This window comes from Pseudomonas sp. P9_35, assembly GCF_034008205.1.
Classification (GTDB): domain Bacteria; phylum Pseudomonadota; class Gammaproteobacteria; order Pseudomonadales; family Pseudomonadaceae; genus Aquipseudomonas; species Aquipseudomonas kilonensis.
The window spans coordinates 2883285-2900751 of the sequence record NZ_CP125373.1; the positions used below are offsets into that span (position 1 = coordinate 2883285).

Genomic DNA, 17467 nt, shown 5'->3' on the forward strand with positions numbered 1-17467 from the left:
ACTCACAGCCAGCCCGAGTCCAGAGGCCAAGCCTTGGGAATGGCGACGCGCCCGCCAGTCCCGTTCGCCAACAGTTTCACCCCGAGGCTGTCGGGCCGCGGATAGAGGCGGCTGCTGAAGCTGAAGCGGCCGTTTTCCTCAAACACCTCGATGGACGAGCGATCGAGAAATACCCGCAGGTGCAGTTGTGTTTGCGTCGGCTCGATCGACACGCTGCGCTGACCGCTCACTTGCGCACCCGAGCGGCTGCGATCGAGCACCAGGCGTTGTAGTGACGCGTCGTAATAAAGCAGGGTTTGTTCCTGCTCATCGGCGCTGCAGCGCAAGGCGACTCCCAGGTGGCCTTCGGTGCAGCCGAGCAGATCCAGATGCACATGGATTTCGAGCCTGTCGCCTTTCACTTGCGGCACCCAGCAGCTGCCCGACTCGCCCCACGGTGCGATGCTCGGCAGCGGCGCCTGGCGCAGCGCTGTCAGTTCCCGTGCCGGAAACACGCCAAGGCGATCGCCCTGCAGTTCAAGCTCGCGGGGCAAGCCGAGCATGCCGCACCAGTGATGGGCCTGGCTCGGCATCGGGCTTTCCCACATGTCCAGCCAGGCCCACACCAGGCGCCGACCATCGGCGGCCTCCAACGTTTGCGCGGCATAGAAATCGTGACCGTTATCCAGTTCGATGAACGGCCCGCCGGTGAAGTGCCATTCGCTGTCGAGCCGGCCAATGCGATAACCGGTCTGGTACTTGTTGAGGCGTTCGTAACCTTCGGGTTGCATGCCCTGGGGGGAATACAGCAGCACGTCGCGCCCGTCGAGGCGAAACAGGTCCGGGCATTCCCACATGTAGCCATCGCCCTCATTGCCACTGGACACGTAGTCGAGGAACTCCCAGGTGTGCAGGTCGGTGGAGCGGTACAGCGGCAGCAGCGGCTTGTCGCCCAGGCGCGCGCCAGCAATCAGGTACCAATAACCGTCCTCCTGCCAGACCTTGGGGTCGCGAAAGTGCATGATCGTTTCTTGCGGCGCGTTCTCGATGACGGCGCCATGCTTGACGAACCGGATGCCGTCGTCACTGGTGGCCAGGCACTGGACCTGGCGGATAAAGCGCTCGTCACCCACTTCTCCCAGCCAGGTGTGCCCGGTGTAGATCAGCGCCAAGGTGTCGCCACACACCACCGCGCTACCGGAAAAACAGCCGTGGCGGTCAAAGTCATCGCCTGGCGCCAGGGCAAGGGGCAGATGCTGCCAATGGACCAGGTCGGCGCTCTTGGCGTGGCCCCAATACATCGGACCCCATTTGGCATCGAAAGGGTGGTGTTGGTAGAACACGTGATATTCGCCACGGAAAAACACCACCCCGTTAGGGTCGTTCATCCAGCCCGCGACAGGCGCCAGATGATAGTCAGGGCGATAATCGCCGATGAGACGAGACTGACCTTCATTCAGCGCCTGCTGCGCACGTTCAAAGGGGGAGGGCATGGGTGTGTTCATGGCATTTACAGACACAGTCATAGGGCGCCTGCTTTTGGCGAGCGCTGCGGGACGTCCTCCGGGAGGACTTCAATAACAGCAGGATGGCGTCTCAAGGCCGTGCCATCCGCGTCGAACAGATGCATGCTGCCGAACGCCAGTTGCAGTTCAACCCGATCGCCCACTCGCCATCCGGCGTTGACTTCGCAGCGACAGATCAAGGGTTCATCCTCGCCTGACTCCAGGTGCACGTAGGTTTCGCTGCCCAGGTATTCGACCCCGACCACGACGACCCCAGCGCTGCCTTGCGCCGCTTTGAGCGACACGTGTTCCGGGCGAATTCCCAGGGTCAATGGGCTGTTCGCCGCCAGGTGGGTGCTGTCGAAAGGAAGGGGCGTCATGCCCAATAGAGGGCTGTCGATCTGGCTGGTTTCACCTGGGGTGTGCAGGCGTGCCGGCAGAAAGTTCATCTTGGGCGAACCGAGGAAACCGGCGACAAAGCGGCTGGCCGGGTGCTCATAGAGTTCGCGTGGCGAGCCGACCTGCTCGATGCGGCCGCCATTGAGCACGACAATCTTGTCGGCCAGGGTCATCGCTTCAACCTGGTCGTGGGTCACGTAGATCATGGTCGAGCCCAGTCGCCCGTGCAGCCGGGCGATTTCGTTGCGCATCTGCACGCGCAGGGAGGCGTCGAGGTTGGACAGCGGCTCGTCGAACAACAAAATGTCCGGTTCCCGCGCCATGGCCCGGCCCATGGCCACCCGCTGGCGCTGTCCACCCGACAGTTCCCGTGGCTTGCGTTGCAGTAGCTTGTCCAACTGCAGGATTTGTGCGGTTTTCAGCACTCGCTCGCGCAGGGTGGTTTTTTCGGTCTTGGCCAGTTTGAGGCCAAAGCTGATGTTGTCGTAGACGCTCATGTGCGGGTACAGCGCATAGGACTGGAACACCATGCCGACGCCACGCTCGCGCGGCTCCAGGTCATTGACCCGGCGTCCGTCGATCAGCAGGTCGCCGTCGCAGATCGAATCCAGTCCGGCGATCAGTCGCAGCAAGGTCGACTTTCCGCAGCCCGAAGGGCCGACGAAAACCACGAATTCACCTGCCGAGATTTCCAGGCTGACGTCGCGAAGAATGCGTGCGCCGCCCAATTGTTTGTTCACGTTGTCCAGCTTCAACTTGATCACGATGCTGTTCCTTTCTTATCTGTGTTGGGCCTCAACCCTTTAACGCACCGGCAGTGAGGCCGGAAACGATGCGGCGCTGGAAGATCAGCACCAGAATCACCAATGGGACCGTGACCAGCACCGACGCCGCCATCAACAAGCCCCAAGGCAATTCATGAGGGCTGCCGCCGGAAATCAGCGCGATGGCGACCGGGACCGTGCGTTGCGAGTCGGTCAGGGTGAAGGTCAGGGCAAACAGGAACTCGTTCCAGGCGGCGATGAAGGCCAAGAGCCCCGTGGTGACCAGTGCCGGCCAGAGCAGCGGCAACAGCACGCGGGTCAGCGTGACCCAGGGTGACGCACCGTCCATGATCGCGGCCTCTTCCAGCTCATGAGGCAGTTGCCCCATGAAGGTGGTCAGCACCCAGACGGTGAAGGGCAGGGTGAAAATCGTGTAGCTCAGGATCAACGCCCAGGATGTGTTGTACAGGCCCAGGGCACGGATCACTTCGAACAATCCCGACAGCACCGCGACTTGTGGAAACATCGAGACGCCCAGGACCATCATCAACACCACGCCGCGTCCGCGAAACTTCACGCGGCCCAGGGCATAGGCGGCGGTCAGACTGAGGAACAACGCCAGCGCGACCACGCTCAGCGCGACCACCAGCGAGTTGCCGATGGCCCGCAGGAACGAGGCCTGGTTCAGCACGGCGGCATAGTTGGAGAAGTCGGGGTTGTCGATCCAGTAGCTCACCTGGAACAAGGCGCTGGACGGCTTCAGCGACGTGACGATGGCGTAGTAGAACGGGAAGACCGCATACAGCAGCAAGATCCCGATCAGGCACCAGAACCCGGCGCGCAGCAGGGCTTTTTTCAGTAGGCGCGGGCTCATGAGCGAACCTCCAGCTGACGGCGTCCGAGGTACAGGTAAGCCATGGCGATGACCGCCACGACCAGGAACAGCAAGGTCGAAGCGGCGCTGCCGTAACCGACGTCCTGGAATTCCACCAAGTGCTGGCGGGCATAGACCGACATGCTCATGGTGCTCGATGAGTTCGAGGTCAGCACATAGATGACGTCGAACACCCGCAAGGAATCGAGGATGCGAAAGATCGCCGCCACCAGCAATGCCGGCATCAGCAGCGGCAGCGTGACCCACCAGAACACTTTCACCGGGTGAATGCCATCGACCCTGGCGGCTTCGTAGCAGTCGCTGGGCAACATCTGCAAGGCCGCCAGCATCAGCAGCGTGACGAAAGGCACGGTCTTCCAGACGTCGACGACGATCACTGCCCACATCGACAGGTCCGCGTCGGCTGTCCAGGCCAGGGGCGCATCGATCAGGCCGAGGCCGAGCATCATGTGATTGATGATGCCGAACTGGTCGTTGAGCATCCATGACCAGATTTTCGCCGAGACGATGGTCGGGATCGCCCAGGGAATCAGGATCAACGCCCGCACCAGCGCGCGTCCGGTGAACTTGACGTTCAGCAGCAACGCCACCATCAGCCCCAGTACGATTTCCAATCCCACCGACACCACGGTGAAATGCAAGGTGTTGCGCACCGCATTCCACCACTGTGGATCGACGAGGATGCCCGACCAGCCAGCACTGCTGTGAAACAGATAGTTGCTCAAGCCGACAAAGCTTGCATCGCCCGTGTCGGCCAGGCTGGCGTCGGTCAGGCTGAACCAGAATGTGCGCAGCAGCGGCCAGGCCGCCACCAGGGCCAGGCACAGCAGCATCGGGCTCAGGAACAGCCAGGCGGCGCGAACGCGACGGCGTTGTACCGGCGTTTCCCGAGTGAGCAGGTGCTCGTCGTCGCCGGGGGCGAGTGTAGTGGAGACAGACATGGTGATTTCCTTCCTTGTGGCTTACCAGTTCCTGCGTTTGATGCGCGTGAGTTCGCTTTCCAGTTCGGCCAGCGCCTGGTCGACCGGCCGTTCGTCCGCCAGCACGCCGTGCACTTGATCGAAGAACGCATTGGAGACCCGTGGATAGCGGTCGGCGGTGATTGAAGCAGGGCGCATGACCCCATCATTGAGGATGCTGCGCAGTTGGCTGTAGTACGGCATGGCCGCGAGCAGCTCGGGATCCTGATACAGCGATTCGATCACCGGGTTGTAGGCACCCACCAGGGCGCGATGTTTCTGCTGTTGGGCGCTGCTCAGGTAGCTCACCAGTTCTGCGGCGAGCTTGGGGTTGGCGCTGTAGCGCGACACCGCCAGGCCCCAGCCGCCGAGAGTGGACGCATGGGTGCCCGTCTCGCCGCCGCGGGGCAGGGGAGCGACGCCGACCTTGTCCTTCACGACGCTGTCCTGGCTTTGCACCAGGGCCCAGACATAAGGCCAGTTACGCATGAACAATGCATTGCCCGACTGGAAGACGCCGCGTCCTTCTTCCTCGGTGTAGTTGAGTACGCCACGCGGGGAGATGTCTCCCACCCAGCTTTTGGCCAGGGTCAATGCGGCCCTTGAGGCCTGGCTGTTGACCACGATGTCGCCTTGCGGATTGACCAGCCCGCCTTGCGGCTGGCTGCTGATCCACTCCAGTGCGTTACACGTCAGGCCTTCGTAGGCGCGCCCTTGGAATACATAACCCCACGCATTGGCGTTCCCTGCATCGCGTTCGCCCTGCTGGACAGTCTTGGCGGTAGCCGTCATTTCTTCCCAGGTCTGGGGCACGGGCTTGTTGTACTTCTCGAGCAGGTCCTTGCGGTAGTACAGCAGCCCCGAGTCGGTGAACCACGGCATGGTCACCAGGCGCCCGTTTACCGTGGCGTTGTCCACCTGGGCCTGGAAGTAACCCTGGGTCGCGTTGGCAGGAAGCACCTCGCGCAGGTCCATCAAGTGTTTGGCAAGCATCCCCGGCCACACCATGTCGATCTGGATGATGTCGATGTCGCTGGATTGCGCACTGAGGATCTGTTGGTAGAACGACAACCGTTCGGTTGCCGAGTTAGGTGTGGAAACCACTTCGACGCTGTTGCCGGTCTGCTTCGACCACGCCTCGACGGCCTCCTTGCACAGTTGCAATTCAGCACCCACGGCACCGCAGGAAATCGTCAGGCTGGCGGCTGTGGAGAGGGATGGAAACCCGACGCACAGGCCGAGCAGTGCTGCTGGAAGGATCGATTTGAGCTGTTTCATAAAGCCCTCTTTATTTTTGTTTTTAGAAAAGTTAACGTTAACATCGCCAAATGTAGCAGTGTATTTGCGATGAGGCATCCTTTTTTTCCTTTGGTTTGACAATTCGGAACCTGGGCGAAAAAGGTCGGTCGCGGCAGCAGAACAATAAAAACAAAACAGGGAAAATCCATATGCAGAAAGCATCAAGCTGGCTACTCGCAGGCGTACTCGGCGCCGCGGCGACCACTTCTCAGGCCGCGACTCTGGAAGAGCGCATGGCCGCGTTCGAGGCGCGTGCCAGCGCAGCGGAAAAACGCGCCGCCGCCGCCGAACAGCAAACCCAGGCACTCGCCAGGGAATTGCAGCAACTCAAACTCGCCACGCCCACCATGCAACCGGTGGCGTCCGCCGCTACGGTCCCCACGCTCGATGCTCGCTTGGCAAAACTCGAAGCCAGCCAGCAAAGCACAGAGAAGCAGGGCAGTGGCGCACATCTTACCGACGGCTTCAGCTTCAAGGGCTATGCCCGCTCCGGGTTGCTGATCAATGATGCGTTGGGCGGTGGTCGTGGCGGTCCGTACACCACTCCAGCCGGTTCTGTGGGGGGCGCTGTCGGGCGACTCGGCAACGAGGACGACACCTACATGCGTATCGACCTGTCGAAAGAGCAGTACGCGCAGAACGGCACCCACTCCAAGTTCACGGTGTCCATCGCCGATGGTGTGGAGAGCTCCAACGACTGGACCGCCGATGAAAGCAACCTGAACGTGCGCCAGGTGTTTACCGAACTCGATCACCTCGCGGCATTCAAAGGCAACTCGATGTTCGAAAACTCCACCCTGTGGGCCGGCAAGCGCTTCGACAGGGACAATTTCGACATCCACTGGCTGGACTCCGACGTTGTCTATCTGGCCGGCACCGGTGGCGGTATCTACGATATACAGATGAACAAGAACTGGCGCTCGAACTACTCCTTGATCGGTCGCAACTACGGGGATTTCAGTGAGGGCGGCGTCAATGCCGATGTGGAAAGCTACATCCTGACGTCCAACCAGTTTTTCGACGGTGGCCAGTGGCAGTGGATGTTCAACGCCATCGGCTCGAAGAAAAACGACTTTGCGACCCGTACCAATGAGGCGGGGCTGACGCCGGCCGATTCCGGCTTGCACAGCATGATCGCCAATCACCAGAAAAACTTCTTCGGCCGCGAAGGCTTCTTCAAGACGGCGCTGCTCTATGGGCAGGGGTTGGGGGCTGAGGTCAAGAACGTCGGCTCGGATGGCGAGCTGATTGACGACGCCCGCGCTGTGCGCCTGGCGCTGTACGGCGAAACGCCCCTGGCGTCCGACTGGCGCATTGGCCCGAGCCTGCTGGCTGAGCAAAGCAAGGACCGCTACGTCAAGGGCGACGATTACCGTTGGATGACCCTGAACGTGCGGTTGGCCAATGAAATCAACAGCAATTTCGAGATGGCCTACGAGATGAGCTGGCAAACCATGAAGCTGGACCCCAAGGGCTACCTGCAACGCAATGCGGTCGACGGCAACTTCTGGAAGTTCACGGTCGCCCCGACCTTCAAGCCCGACCTGGGCGATCTGCTCACGCGTCCTGAGCTACGCCTGTTCGCCAGCGTCATGAACTGGTCGTCGGACCTGGACCGGTATAGCACCACGGACTCCTTCGGCAAGACTGACTTCAACGCCGGCGGTGTCTGGCAGTACGGCATCCAGATGGAAACCTGGTTCTGATGCTGGCCAGTTGAAGCCTGAGATGGTGGGGTGTCAGTCGACATGGATTTTGTTGACCGGGTACATATCCGTTGCTGCGGTAACGGCTACTTAGGGGGCCGCCCTTGCGGCGGCTCACTTTTTTTCAGACGCCAAAAAAGTAAGCAAAAAAGGCTTGCCCCACCACTCGGTGCCTCGCCTAGGCTCGGCATTCCTGAACGAAGGCATTGCTCCGTGGGCCGCCGCGAAGGGCCATCCATGGCCCAGCGCGGCTATCCCGGCATCCATGCCGGGATGCCCACTCCACAATGCCTGTGTTCGGCCATCGTGGTTAACGGGGCCTCCAGATCAAAAGCAAAAGCGAGGCGGCCTGACAGCCGACCTGGCTCTTTTCGGTCGTACACCCATCCGAGCTGTGGGAGCAAAGCTTGCTCGCGAGGCGGCCTGACAGCCGACCTATCTCTCCTGCCGTACCCCGCACACAATGGTCCTGCGCTGAATGCAAAGCTCATGAACACCCAAGCCCCCTGTGTCGAGGGAGCTTGCTCCCGCTCGGCTGCGAAGCAGTCGTGAACCGGCGGGTGCGGTGTGTCTGATGCTGCGCATTCGGCAGGTTTTGGGGCCGCTTCGCGGCCCAGCGGGAGCAAGCTCCCTCGCCACGGGGTTGTCGACGGCCATTACTGCGCATGCCAGCCCAACTGGCTTGAGATCTGTTGGGTGGCTTGCATCAGTTGCTTGACGTAGTCCAGCTTCAACTCTTCCCTGAAGCGAAAACAGGGAAATGAAACGCTCATCCCGCCGATCACATGGCCAAAACGGTCGCGGATCGGTGCGGCCAGGCAACGCATGTTGTCTTCGAACTCTTCATGGTCCTCGGCATAGCCTTGCTGGCGAACGGTCTCCAGTTCTTGCAGATACGCCTCGGCGCTGGTCAGGGTATTGGCCGTACGGCGCTCGAAACTTTCCAGCTCCAGATGAGCGAGCAATTCGTCTTCTTCAAGCCAGGCCATCAGCACCTTGCCGATGCCAGTGCAGTACAACGGCGCCCGCCGGCCGATCCGCGAGTACATGCGCAGGTTGTACTTGGAGTCGATCTTGTGCACGTAGACGATGCTGCCTTCGTCGAGAATCCCCAGGTGGACGGTCTCGCCGGTCAGCTCGTTGATCCGTCGCATGCCCGGCTCCGCTTCCCGGACGATGTCCAGGTGGGGCAAGGCCTGGGCCCCCAGTTCAAACAGCCGGACGCTGAGGCGATAGCGATCCTCGGCGTCCTGCACCACATACCCACGTGCCTTGAGCGACTGCAAGAAGCGATAGACCGTCGCCTTGGACATGTCCAGCTTGTTGGCGATTTCCGAGACGCCGCTTTCTTCCGGATGCTCGGCCAGTGCCTCGAGCACGGCCATGGTCCGGCCCACCGCCGACACCAGATCGTTGTTTGGAATGACGCTGTTGTCCATGAAGGCTCCAACGTGAAAGTAAAACCCAAGGATATACGCAAGCAGAACAAAACGCTGTTTCATTTTTGCTTGACGAGGCGGCAAATCTGACTAGACTCGGGCCTTGAGATAAAAATGAAACGCCGTTTTAAAAACAAGAAAGGCGCGTTGATTATGGATGTAACGCTTAACCATGGCCCAGAGACCCGCTTCGCCCGCCCGCTGAAGGTGGCGTTGGTGGGGGAATGCATGATCGAGATGCGCGGTGAACCGGGTGCCGCGATCATGCAGACCTTCGGTGGCGATACGCTCAACACCGCGGTCTACCTGGCCCGATTGAATTTGCGTGGCGCAGTGGCCGTGGACTACATGACGGCCGTGGGCAGCGATGCATTCAGCGTTGCCATGCGCCGGTCCTGGCTGGATGAAGGGATAGGTGATGCCCATGTCCGCGTGATCGAAGACGCGCTGCCGGGGCTGTATTTCATCCAGACCGATCCCCACGGCGAGCGGCGTTTCCTCTACTGGCGCGGGGAAGCGGCGGCGCGGCGCATGTTCGAGGGCCCCGAGGCAGAGGCCATGCTCGATGCGCTGGCCGATTACGACTACGTCTACCTGAGCGGCATCAGCCTGGCGATCCTCACGCCAGAAGGGCGCCAACGCCTGATCCAGGCCTTGCTCCTGGCGCGCCGAGCCGGCACGCGCATCGTCTTCGACAACAACTACCGCCCCCACCTTTGGCCCGATCCTGAAACGGCCCGGCAGGCCTACCGCGACCTGTTGCAGCTGACCGACCTGGCCCTGGTCACCTGGGAAGATGACGCGGCCCTGTTCGGCTATCCCGACACGCAGGCCTTGTTCAATGCCTACGCCCATGCGGGAATCCGCGAAGTGGCCCTCAAGCGCGGCGCCGCCAGCTGCTTGATCCAGTGCCCGACAGGGCGTTTCGAAGTACCCGCGCAAACCGTTACCCATGTCATCGACACCACCGCTGCCGGTGATTCGTTCAACGCCGCCTACCTGGCCTGCCGCCTGCGCGGCGGCGATCCAGAGCAAGCCGCCCGCTGGGGCCATCGCCTGGCTGCCCAGGTCGTCCAGTACCGGGGGGCGCTGATTCCCCTGGCGGCGATGCCGAACATGGGCACGTCCTCACTCCCTTCTGTTGCACAGGTCTGACTTTATGAAAATTGTTGAAGCGCGCGTCATCGTGACCTGTCCGGGTCGCAACCTGGTTACCTTGAAAATCGTCACCGATGAAGGCCTCTACGGCATTGGCGATGCGACGTTGAATGGCCGCGAACTGGCGGTGGTCGCGTATCTGGAGGAGCACGTGCTGCCTGCGCTGATCGGTCGCGACGCCCACCGCATCGAGGACATCTGGCAGTACCTGTATCGCGGTGCGTACTGGCGCCGGGGGCCGGTGACCATGACCGCCATTGCCGCCGTCGACGTGGCGCTCTGGGACATCAAGGCCAAGGCCGCGAACATGCCGTTGTACCAGTTGCTCGGTGGCAAGAGCCGCGAGCGGGTGATGGTCTATGGGCACGCCACCGGCAAGGACATCGAAGGGTGCCTGGACGAAGTCGCCCGTCACGTCGAGCTGGGCTATAAAGCCGTGCGTGTGCAATGCGGTGTGCCCGGCATTGCCACCACCTACGGCGTCGCCAAGCGCAGTGGCGAGCGCTACGAGCCGGCCGACAGCGACCTGCCCGCCGAACACGTCTGGGACACCGCCAAATACCTCAACTACGTTCCCAAGCTATTCGCCGCCGTGCGCGAACGCTTTGGCGACGACCTGCATATCCTCCACGACGTGCACCATCGCCTGACGCCTATCGAAGCCGGGCGTCTGGGCAAGGCCGTGGAGCCGTACAACCTGTTCTGGCTGGAAGACTGTACGCCGGCCGAAAACCAGCAGAGCTTTCGCCTGATTCGCCAGCACACCACCACACCGTTGGCCGTTGGCGAGGTGTTCAACTCCATCCATGACTGCCGCGAGTTGATCCAGGAACAATTGATCGACTACATCCGCACGACGCTGGTGCATGCCGGCGGCATTACCCACGTGCGGCGTATTGCCGATTTCGCCGCGCTGTTCCAGGTGCGGACCGGCTTTCACGGCGCCACCGACCTGTCGCCGGTGTGCATGGGCGCGGCCCTGCATTTCGATACCTGGGTGCCCAACTTCGGCATTCAGGAACACATGCCTCACGAAGACCGCATCGATGAAGTCTTTCCCCACGCCTATCGCTTCGAGGATGGCCACTTCACGCCGGGCGAAACACCGGGGCATGGCGTCGACATCGATGAAGACCTTGCCCGCCAATACCCCTACAAGCGCGCCAGCCTGCCGGTCAACCGTCTTGAAGACGGCACGCTGTGGCATTGGTGAAACGGTTTTAACCCTTTGAGCAAACGGGGCGAATGTCCCGTCAGGAGTGACCCGATGAAAGCGTTCCAGGTAAGAGCACCCTTCGAGTTCGGGCTGGCCCAGGTCGACCGACCGCAGATCGCCCATGGCGAGGTCCAGGTCGATGTGGCTTACGCCGGCATCTGTGGCTCGGACATGCACATCATTCATGGGCAGAACGCATTCGTGCGTTTCCCCCGTGTCACCGGCCATGAGTTCTCCGGGGTAGTCCGGCAAGTCGGCGAGGGCGTCGACCACCTGCAAGTGGGTGACCGGGTGTGCGTCGATCCGGTGATCAGTTGCGGCACCTGTTACCCCTGTCGGATTGGCCGACCGAATGTCTGCACCCGACTGCAAGTGATCGGCGTGCATCGCGACGGCGGCTTCAGCGAGCAGGTTTGCGTACCGGCCGAGAACGCCCACCGCTTGCCCGATTCGATGTCCCTCAGCCACGGCGCCCTGGTTGAGCCATATTCCATTGCCCTGAACGTGCTCGATCGCATGCAGCCCCATCCGGGCGACAGCGTGTTGATCTACGGTGCCGGGGTGATCGGCCTGACCCTGGTGCAGATGGCCCGGGCGCTGGGATTGACCGACATCACCGTGACCGATGTCATCGACAGCCGCCTGGAGACGGCGCGGGCCCTGGGTGCCAGCCGAACCCTCAACGGCCAGCAAGTCGACGTCGAGGCCACGATGCGTGAATTGACCCAGGGTGAAGGCGTGCCGCTGATTGTCGACGCTGCCTGCATCCCGGCCTTGATGCCGCAGATGGTGCGCCTGGCTTCGCCGGCCGGGCGCATCGGGTTGCTGGGCTTCAATGCCACGCCCAGTGATCTGGTGCAGTTGGAAATGATCAAGAAGGAACTCACGTTGGTGGGCTCGCGGCTCAATAACCGCAAGTTCCCGCGGGTGATCGAACTGATCGCCAATGGCAAGTTGCAGGTCCAGGACCTGATCAGCCATCGCGTCAGCTTCGACGAAATGCCCGGCGCCATCGACCTGATCGAAAAACATCCCGAGCAAACCCGAAAAGTGCTGGTGGAACTGACGAACGCCCATCCCTGAGCCGTCTGTACCCCCGGTTTCATCGTGCCTGTCATGGGCACCCTCACCGAATAAACACAACAAGCGGGAGGTTCCACCATGTTTGGTCAAGGACGTAGCTTAATCATCATCATGCTGTTCCTGGCCGGGGTCATCAATTACCTCGACCGCTCGGCATTGTCTGTGGCGGCGCCTTTCATCCAGAAGGACTACGGTCTGAGTACGGGTGAGATGGGCATGATCTTCAGTAGTTTTTTCGTCGGTTATGCTGCTTTCAACTTCATCGGCGGCTGGGCTGCCGACCGTTACGGCGCCAAGACCACGTTGCTGTTGGCGATGGTGCTGTGGTCGCTGTTCAGCGGTCTCACCGTGTTGACGGTGGGCTTCGCTTCGCTGGTGCTCATTCGCATCCTGTTCGGCATGGGTGAAGGACCGCTGAGTGTCACCACCAGCAAGATGGTGAACAACTGGTACACCCCCAAGCGCCGGGCGCGGGCGATTGGTACGTCGATGTCCGGCACGCCGCTGGGTGGGGCGATTTCCGGCCCGGTGGTGGGCTTTATCGCCGTCACCTACGGCTGGAAGATGTCGTTCATCATCATCATGGTAATCGGTCTGGTCTGGGCCGCGGTATGGTTCAAGTTCGTCAAGGAAAGGCCAGAAGGCGAGGGCGCCGAGGAGATTCTGCGGGCCGAGGGGCAAAGCGAGTTGGCGGCACAACCGGTGTTCCCACTGCGCTTCTACCTCAAGCAGCCAACGGTGCTGTTCACCTCCCTGGCGTTCTTTTCCTATAACTACACCTTGTTCTTCTTCCTGACCTGGTTCCCCAGCTACCTGACCATGGCCCACGGCCTGAACGTCAAGGACATGAGCATCGCCACGGTCATTCCCTGGGTGCTGGGTTTCCTCGGCCTGGCTTTGGGCGGTTTCATCTCCGACTTTGTGTTCAAGAAAACCGGAAAGATGATGTTCTCCCGCAAAGTGGTGCTGGTGACCTGCCTGCTGGCCTGCGCCGTTTGCATCGCCTGTGCGGGGATGGTCAAGACCCTGTATCCGGCGGTCATCCTCGTCGCTTTGGCGGTGTTCTTCCTATACCTCACCGGCGCCATCTACTGGGCGATCATCCAGGACACCGTCCCGGCGGCGCGGGTGGGCGGCGTCAGCGGTTTCATGCACTTTTTGGCGAACACCTCGGGCATTGTCGGCCCGACCCTGACGGGTTTCCTGGTGCAGTTCACCGGCTCGTTCACCAGTGCATTCCTGCTGGCGGGGCTGCTGACCGTGATCGGTGCCGTGTGTGTGGCGCGCTACGTGAAACCGCTGTCGGTGGCCGATACCGGCAAGGCGGCGGAACAAAACCCGCAACCCGCTTCGGCCCTGGGCCATCCCTGAACAGAAGGAGTGAGTCGATGCCTGTTGTGAAACGTGTACCTTGCACCGGGACTGCAACGCAGATCGGTATCGTGCACCTGGGCCTGGGCGCGTTTCACCGCGCGCACCAGGCGGTCTACCTGCAACGCCATCTCAATCGCCATGGCGAAAGTGACTGGGGATTGTGCAGTGCCAACCTGCGCTCCAATCGCACCTTGGTCGAGCAAATGCGCGAGCAGGACGGCCGCTACCATGTGGCCGAGTACCGCGACCGTGAGCAGGTGACGCTGCGTGAAATCGGGGTGTTGCGCCAGGCTTTGTATGTGGGCGAGGGCGGTCAAGAGCTGGAGCATTTGCTGCAACGCATGGCCGCGCCGCAAACGCGGATCGTCACGCTCACTGTCACAGAAAAGGGCTACTGCCTGAGCCCTTCCTCCGGGCAGTTGCGCCGCGAAGATCCGACGATTGCCCATGACATCGCGCATCCACAAACGCCGCGCTCGGCCCCCGGCATTGTCCTTGAAGCCCTGCGCCGCCGTCGCGCGGCAGGCATCCCGGCCTTCACAGTATTGTGCTGCGACAACATGCCCGATAACGGCCAGCGCACCCGCCAGGCGGTCAGCGCCTTGGCCGCATTGCAGGATGAGGCGTTGGCGCAGTGGGTCGAGCAGCAGGTGGCGTTTCCCAGCTGCATGGTCGATCGCATCGTGCCGGCCATGGACGACGAGTCCTTCCGCCGGTTGGAGCAACAACTGGACTGCCACGACCGTGCGGCAGTGGTCTGTGAAAGCTTCAGCCAGTGGGTGATCGAGGATCACTTTCCCCTCGGCCGCCCGGACTGGGAAGTGGAAGGCGTGCAGATGGTCGACGACGTGCGTCCGTTTGAAACGATGAAGCTGCGCATGCTCAATGGCAGCCATTCATTGCTGGCCTACGTGGGGCTGCTGGCCGGCCATGAGTCGGTCTTCGAAGCCGTCAGCGACGTGAAGCTGGCGCGCCTCATCGAACGCTACATGGCCGAGGAGGCCGCACCCACCCTGGACATGCCGGCCGGCATCGATCTTTCGATGTATGCCCACGACCTGCGGGCGCGCTTTGCCAACGACAGCTTGCAACATCGCTTGCGCCAGATCGCCATGGACGGCTCGCAGAAACTGCCGCAACGCTGGTTGCTCGGCGCGCAGCAATTGCTCGACCAAGGGCGCAGCATTGACTGTACCGCCCTGGGCATTGCGGCCTGGATTCACTACTGCACGCAGCCGTTGCCTGGTCAGTCGATGCACGTGATCGACGACCCGCTGAGCGCAACCTTTGCCGATCTTGCGGGACGTTTCGAAGGCGCATCGCGGGTGAATGCTTTCCTCGACCTGGATGAGGTCTTCCCGCCGCAGCTGGCGGCTCGCGCAGAGTTTCGCGATGCCGTGCACCGTGCCTATCGCACCCTGGTCCGCGATGGTGTGGACAGCCTGTTGCCCCCCCTTGCCGCACCCAACTGATAACAAGGAGAAGAACATGGAACAGACATGGCGTTGGTTTGGCCCCAAAGACCCGATCTCCCTGGCGGACGTTCGCCAAACCGGTGCGACCGGCATCGTCACCGCGCTGCACGAAATCCCCAATGGTCAGGTTTGGCCAGTGGAGGCCATCGCGGCGCGCAAGCAGATGATCGAAGCGGCCGGCTTGAGCTGGTCGGTGGTGGAAAGCATTCCGGTGCACGAAGACATCAAGCGCGGCTGTGGACGGCGCGACGAGTACATCGCCAACTACCAGCAAAGCGTGCGCAACCTGGCGAGCTGCGGCATCGATATCGTCTGCTACAACTTCATGCCGGTGCTGGACTGGACCCGTACCGACCTGGCCTATGAACTGGCGGATGGTGGCTGGGCATTGCGTTTCGATCAGACCGCATTCGCCGCCTTCGATCTGTTCATCCTCCAGCGCCCCGCTGCGCAGGCCGAATACAGCGCCGAAGATATCCAGCAGGCCAGGGCCTACTTCGAACAACTGACGCCGGCCCGCCGCGAAGCTTTGGTCAACACCTTGATCGCAGGCTTGCCCGGTGCCGAGGAACACTACAGCCTGGACAACTTCCGTGACTTGCTGCGTACCTACGCCGACATCGACGAGGCCACGTTGCGCGTACACCTGGGGTATTTCCTGCGCGCGGTGATCCCCGTCGCGGAGGAGGTGGGTGTGCGCATGGCGATCCACCCGGACGACCCGCCCCGGGCGCTGCTCGGCTTGCCCCGCATCCTCTCCACTGCCGAAGACGCCCAGTGGCTGCTGGACGCAGCTCCAAGCCCGGCCAATGGCCTGACGTTCTGCACCGGCTCCTATGGCGTGCGTGAAGACAACGACCTGGTGGCGATGGCCAAGCACTTTGCGCCGTTCATCTACTTCACCCATCTGCGCTCAACCCGCCGGGAAACCGACCCACGCAGCTTCCATGAAGCCCATCACCTGGACGGCGACGTCGACATGGTCGGCGTCATCGCTGCCCTGGTGGCTGAAGAGCACCGACGTGAGCGCGAAGGCGGCCCGCGCTTGCCGCTGCGTCCCGACCATGGGCATCAACTGCTGGACGACCAACAGCGCAAAAGCAATCCCGGCTACTCACTGATCGGCCGTCTCAAGGGCCTGGCGGAAATCCGCGGCGTGGAGCTGGCTGTGCGTCGACAACTGAGTCAAGTAGCGCACTAACCCCGTGGCGAGGGAGCTTGCTCCCGCTGGGCTCTGTAGGAGCTGGCGAAGCCTGCGATCTTTTGATCTTGATCTTTCGCTGGAGATTCAAGTGTCAGGGGAAAGATCGCAGCCTCGTTGCACTCGACAGCTCCTACACAGCTCCTACGGGGCGCAACCCAGCGGGAGCAAGCTCCCTCGCCACAAAAGCCAAACCGCAGGCTTAGTCGCGGTTGTCTTCCGGTTCCAGCGCTTGCAGCCAACGGTTCTCCGAGCGGCTCAGATGCTGGCGCATCGAGGTTTGGGCGCCGAGCACATCCTTGTTGGCTACGGCGTGCAGGATCGCCTCATGCTCGATGACCGCAGCTTCCCACGTCAGGGCGTTCTCCGAGTGTTTGCTCAGGTGAGCCGAAATCGGGTTGTGTCGTTCATCAAAGAGTGCAGTGATGATCCGGACCAGGGCGGAGTTGCCGCTCATCTTGGCCAGGCGCTGATGGAATCGACGGTCATCCTCCAGCGGAGGCAGGCCATTGGCAATGCTCGCGCGCATGGCATCGATACATTCCTGCAGATAGCGGTAGTCGCTTTTCTTGCCGTGCAAACACGCCAGGATCACCGTTTCACCTTCGATCAAGGCGCGCGCCTGCATCAGTTCCGACGGGCTCTCGCCCAAGGTCATGCTCGGGTTTTTTCCGTCCTTGGGCTTGGCGCGCACATACACGCCGGAGCCCATCTTGATCTCGATGTCACCGTCTATTTCCAAGGCAATCAGCGCCTCGCGCAGCGACGGCCTGGAAACCCCCAGCAGTTGGGTCAGGTCACGCTCGGGGGGAAGCCTGGAGCCTGCCTTGAAATCCCCTTGGGCGATGTAGTTGCGCAGTTGATCGGCGATTTTCTGGTACGGCTTGCGCTCGGCGGCGTTGATCGGTGAGACCATGGGAGGGCGTCCATCGGAGAGTCCGCAAAGGCTACCATAGGCGCTTGATGGTGTTCATTTATGTGGGAGCGAGCTTGCTCGCGAAGGCGGTGGGTCAGC

General features: G+C 61.6%; 14 protein-coding genes. 7 read left to right on the forward strand and 7 right to left on the reverse strand.

What is annotated here, in order from left to right; translation table 11 throughout:
• Window positions 1-2: 2 nt before the first annotated feature.
• From QMK47_RS12740 to QMK47_RS12760, 5 genes are read right to left on the reverse strand one after another with little or no spacing between them, the layout of a single operon-like run.
• The gene (locus QMK47_RS12740) at window positions 3-1505 is read right to left on the reverse strand and encodes a glycoside hydrolase family 32 protein (protein ID WP_253473808.1); all 1503 of its coding nucleotides are present in this window, start codon (window positions 1503-1505) and stop codon (window positions 3-5) included.
• Window positions 1502-2647: an ABC transporter ATP-binding protein gene (locus QMK47_RS12745; protein WP_253473812.1), complete on the reverse strand. Its 1146-nt coding sequence runs from the start codon at window positions 2645-2647 to the stop codon at window positions 1502-1504. The genes QMK47_RS12740 and QMK47_RS12745 overlap by 4 nt, the downstream gene beginning before the upstream one ends.
• Window positions 2648-2678: 31 nt before the next feature.
• Window positions 2679-3521 carry a carbohydrate ABC transporter permease gene (locus QMK47_RS12750; protein ID WP_320390308.1) on the reverse strand — a complete coding sequence of 281 codons (843 nt, stop codon included), beginning with the start codon at window positions 3519-3521 and terminating at the stop codon, window positions 2679-2681.
• On the reverse strand, window positions 3518-4483 hold the full coding sequence (locus QMK47_RS12755; RefSeq protein WP_253473828.1) for a carbohydrate ABC transporter permease: 966 nt from the start codon (window positions 4481-4483) through the stop codon (window positions 3518-3520). The genes QMK47_RS12750 and QMK47_RS12755 overlap by 4 nt, the downstream gene beginning before the upstream one ends.
• Before the next feature lie 21 nt (window positions 4484-4504).
• Window positions 4505-5779 (reverse strand): ABC transporter substrate-binding protein, encoded by a 1275-nt coding sequence (locus QMK47_RS12760; protein WP_320390309.1) that lies wholly within the window; start codon window positions 5777-5779, stop codon window positions 4505-4507.
• Window positions 5780-5949: 170 nt separating this feature from the next.
• Here QMK47_RS12760 and QMK47_RS12765 point away from each other — a divergent pair, with 170 nt between their 5' ends.
• The gene (locus QMK47_RS12765) at window positions 5950-7506 is read left to right on the forward strand and encodes a carbohydrate porin (protein ID WP_253473831.1); all 1557 of its coding nucleotides are present in this window, start codon (window positions 5950-5952) and stop codon (window positions 7504-7506) included.
• Between the two features lie 656 nt (window positions 7507-8162).
• Here QMK47_RS12765 and kdgR read toward each other — a convergent pair.
• A complete protein-coding gene (gene kdgR, locus QMK47_RS12770; protein WP_320390310.1) occupies window positions 8163-8945 on the reverse strand; it encodes a DNA-binding transcriptional regulator KdgR in 783 nt (260 codons plus the stop codon).
• Between the two features lie 153 nt (window positions 8946-9098).
• On the opposite strand from kdgR, the gene QMK47_RS12775 reads away from it, so the two are divergent.
• The 6 genes from QMK47_RS12775 (at window position 9099) to uxuA (ending at window position 16452) form a co-directional block, all read left to right on the forward strand.
• Window positions 9099-10100 (forward strand): sugar kinase, encoded by a 1002-nt coding sequence (locus QMK47_RS12775; RefSeq protein ID WP_320390524.1) that lies wholly within the window; start codon window positions 9099-9101, stop codon window positions 10098-10100.
• A 4-nt stretch (window positions 10101-10104) separates the two neighbouring features.
• The gene (gene manD / locus QMK47_RS12780) at window positions 10105-11316 is read left to right on the forward strand and encodes a D-mannonate dehydratase ManD (RefSeq protein WP_060742694.1); all 1212 of its coding nucleotides are present in this window, start codon (window positions 10105-10107) and stop codon (window positions 11314-11316) included.
• A gap of 54 nt (window positions 11317-11370) precedes the next feature.
• Complete coding sequence (locus QMK47_RS12785) at window positions 11371-12402, forward strand: Zn-dependent oxidoreductase (protein WP_320390311.1); 1032 nt, start codon at window positions 11371-11373, stop codon at window positions 12400-12402.
• A 78-nt stretch (window positions 12403-12480) separates the two neighbouring features.
• Window positions 12481-13773, forward strand: coding sequence for an MFS transporter (locus QMK47_RS12790; RefSeq protein ID WP_253473838.1), 1293 nt, complete (start codon window positions 12481-12483; stop codon window positions 13771-13773).
• A 17-nt stretch (window positions 13774-13790) separates the two neighbouring features.
• Window positions 13791-15248: a mannitol dehydrogenase family protein gene (locus QMK47_RS12795; protein ID WP_320390312.1), complete on the forward strand. Its 1458-nt coding sequence runs from the start codon at window positions 13791-13793 to the stop codon at window positions 15246-15248.
• A 16-nt stretch (window positions 15249-15264) separates the two neighbouring features.
• Window positions 15265-16452, forward strand: coding sequence for a mannonate dehydratase (uxuA, locus tag QMK47_RS12800; RefSeq protein ID WP_320390313.1), 1188 nt, complete (start codon window positions 15265-15267; stop codon window positions 16450-16452).
• Between the two features lie 202 nt (window positions 16453-16654).
• Here uxuA and QMK47_RS12805 read toward each other — a convergent pair whose 3' ends face one another.
• The gene (locus QMK47_RS12805) at window positions 16655-17368 is read right to left on the reverse strand and encodes a FadR/GntR family transcriptional regulator (RefSeq protein ID WP_320390314.1); all 714 of its coding nucleotides are present in this window, start codon (window positions 17366-17368) and stop codon (window positions 16655-16657) included.
• Window positions 17369-17467 lie beyond the last annotated feature (99 nt).

Bases quoted from the DNA above. Each gene is read 5' to 3' on its own strand.
- QMK47_RS12740 (WP_253473808.1), bottom strand. From the start codon at position 1,505: ATGACTGTGTCTGTAAATGCCATGAACACACCCATGCCCTCCCCCTTT.
- QMK47_RS12750 (WP_320390308.1), bottom strand. From the start codon at position 3,521: ATGAGCCCGCGCCTACTGAAAAAAGCCCTGCTGCGCGCCGGGTTCTGG.
- QMK47_RS12755 (WP_253473828.1), bottom strand. From the start codon at position 4,483: ATGTCTGTCTCCACTACACTCGCCCCCGGCGACGACGAGCACCTGCTC.
- QMK47_RS12760 (WP_320390309.1), bottom strand. From the start codon at position 5,779: ATGAAACAGCTCAAATCGATCCTTCCAGCAGCACTGCTCGGCCTGTGC.
- QMK47_RS12765 (WP_253473831.1), top strand. From the start codon at position 5,950: ATGCAGAAAGCATCAAGCTGGCTACTCGCAGGCGTACTCGGCGCCGCG.
- kdgR (WP_320390310.1), bottom strand. From the start codon at position 8,945: ATGGACAACAGCGTCATTCCAAACAACGATCTGGTGTCGGCGGTGGGC.
- QMK47_RS12775 (WP_320390524.1), top strand. From the start codon at position 9,099: ATGGATGTAACGCTTAACCATGGCCCAGAGACCCGCTTCGCCCGCCCG.
- manD (WP_060742694.1), top strand. From the start codon at position 10,105: ATGAAAATTGTTGAAGCGCGCGTCATCGTGACCTGTCCGGGTCGCAAC.
- QMK47_RS12785 (WP_320390311.1), top strand. From the start codon at position 11,371: ATGAAAGCGTTCCAGGTAAGAGCACCCTTCGAGTTCGGGCTGGCCCAG.
- QMK47_RS12790 (WP_253473838.1), top strand. From the start codon at position 12,481: ATGTTTGGTCAAGGACGTAGCTTAATCATCATCATGCTGTTCCTGGCC.
- QMK47_RS12795 (WP_320390312.1), top strand. From the start codon at position 13,791: ATGCCTGTTGTGAAACGTGTACCTTGCACCGGGACTGCAACGCAGATC.
- uxuA (WP_320390313.1), top strand. From the start codon at position 15,265: ATGGAACAGACATGGCGTTGGTTTGGCCCCAAAGACCCGATCTCCCTG.
- QMK47_RS12805 (WP_320390314.1), bottom strand. From the start codon at position 17,368: ATGGTCTCACCGATCAACGCCGCCGAGCGCAAGCCGTACCAGAAAATC.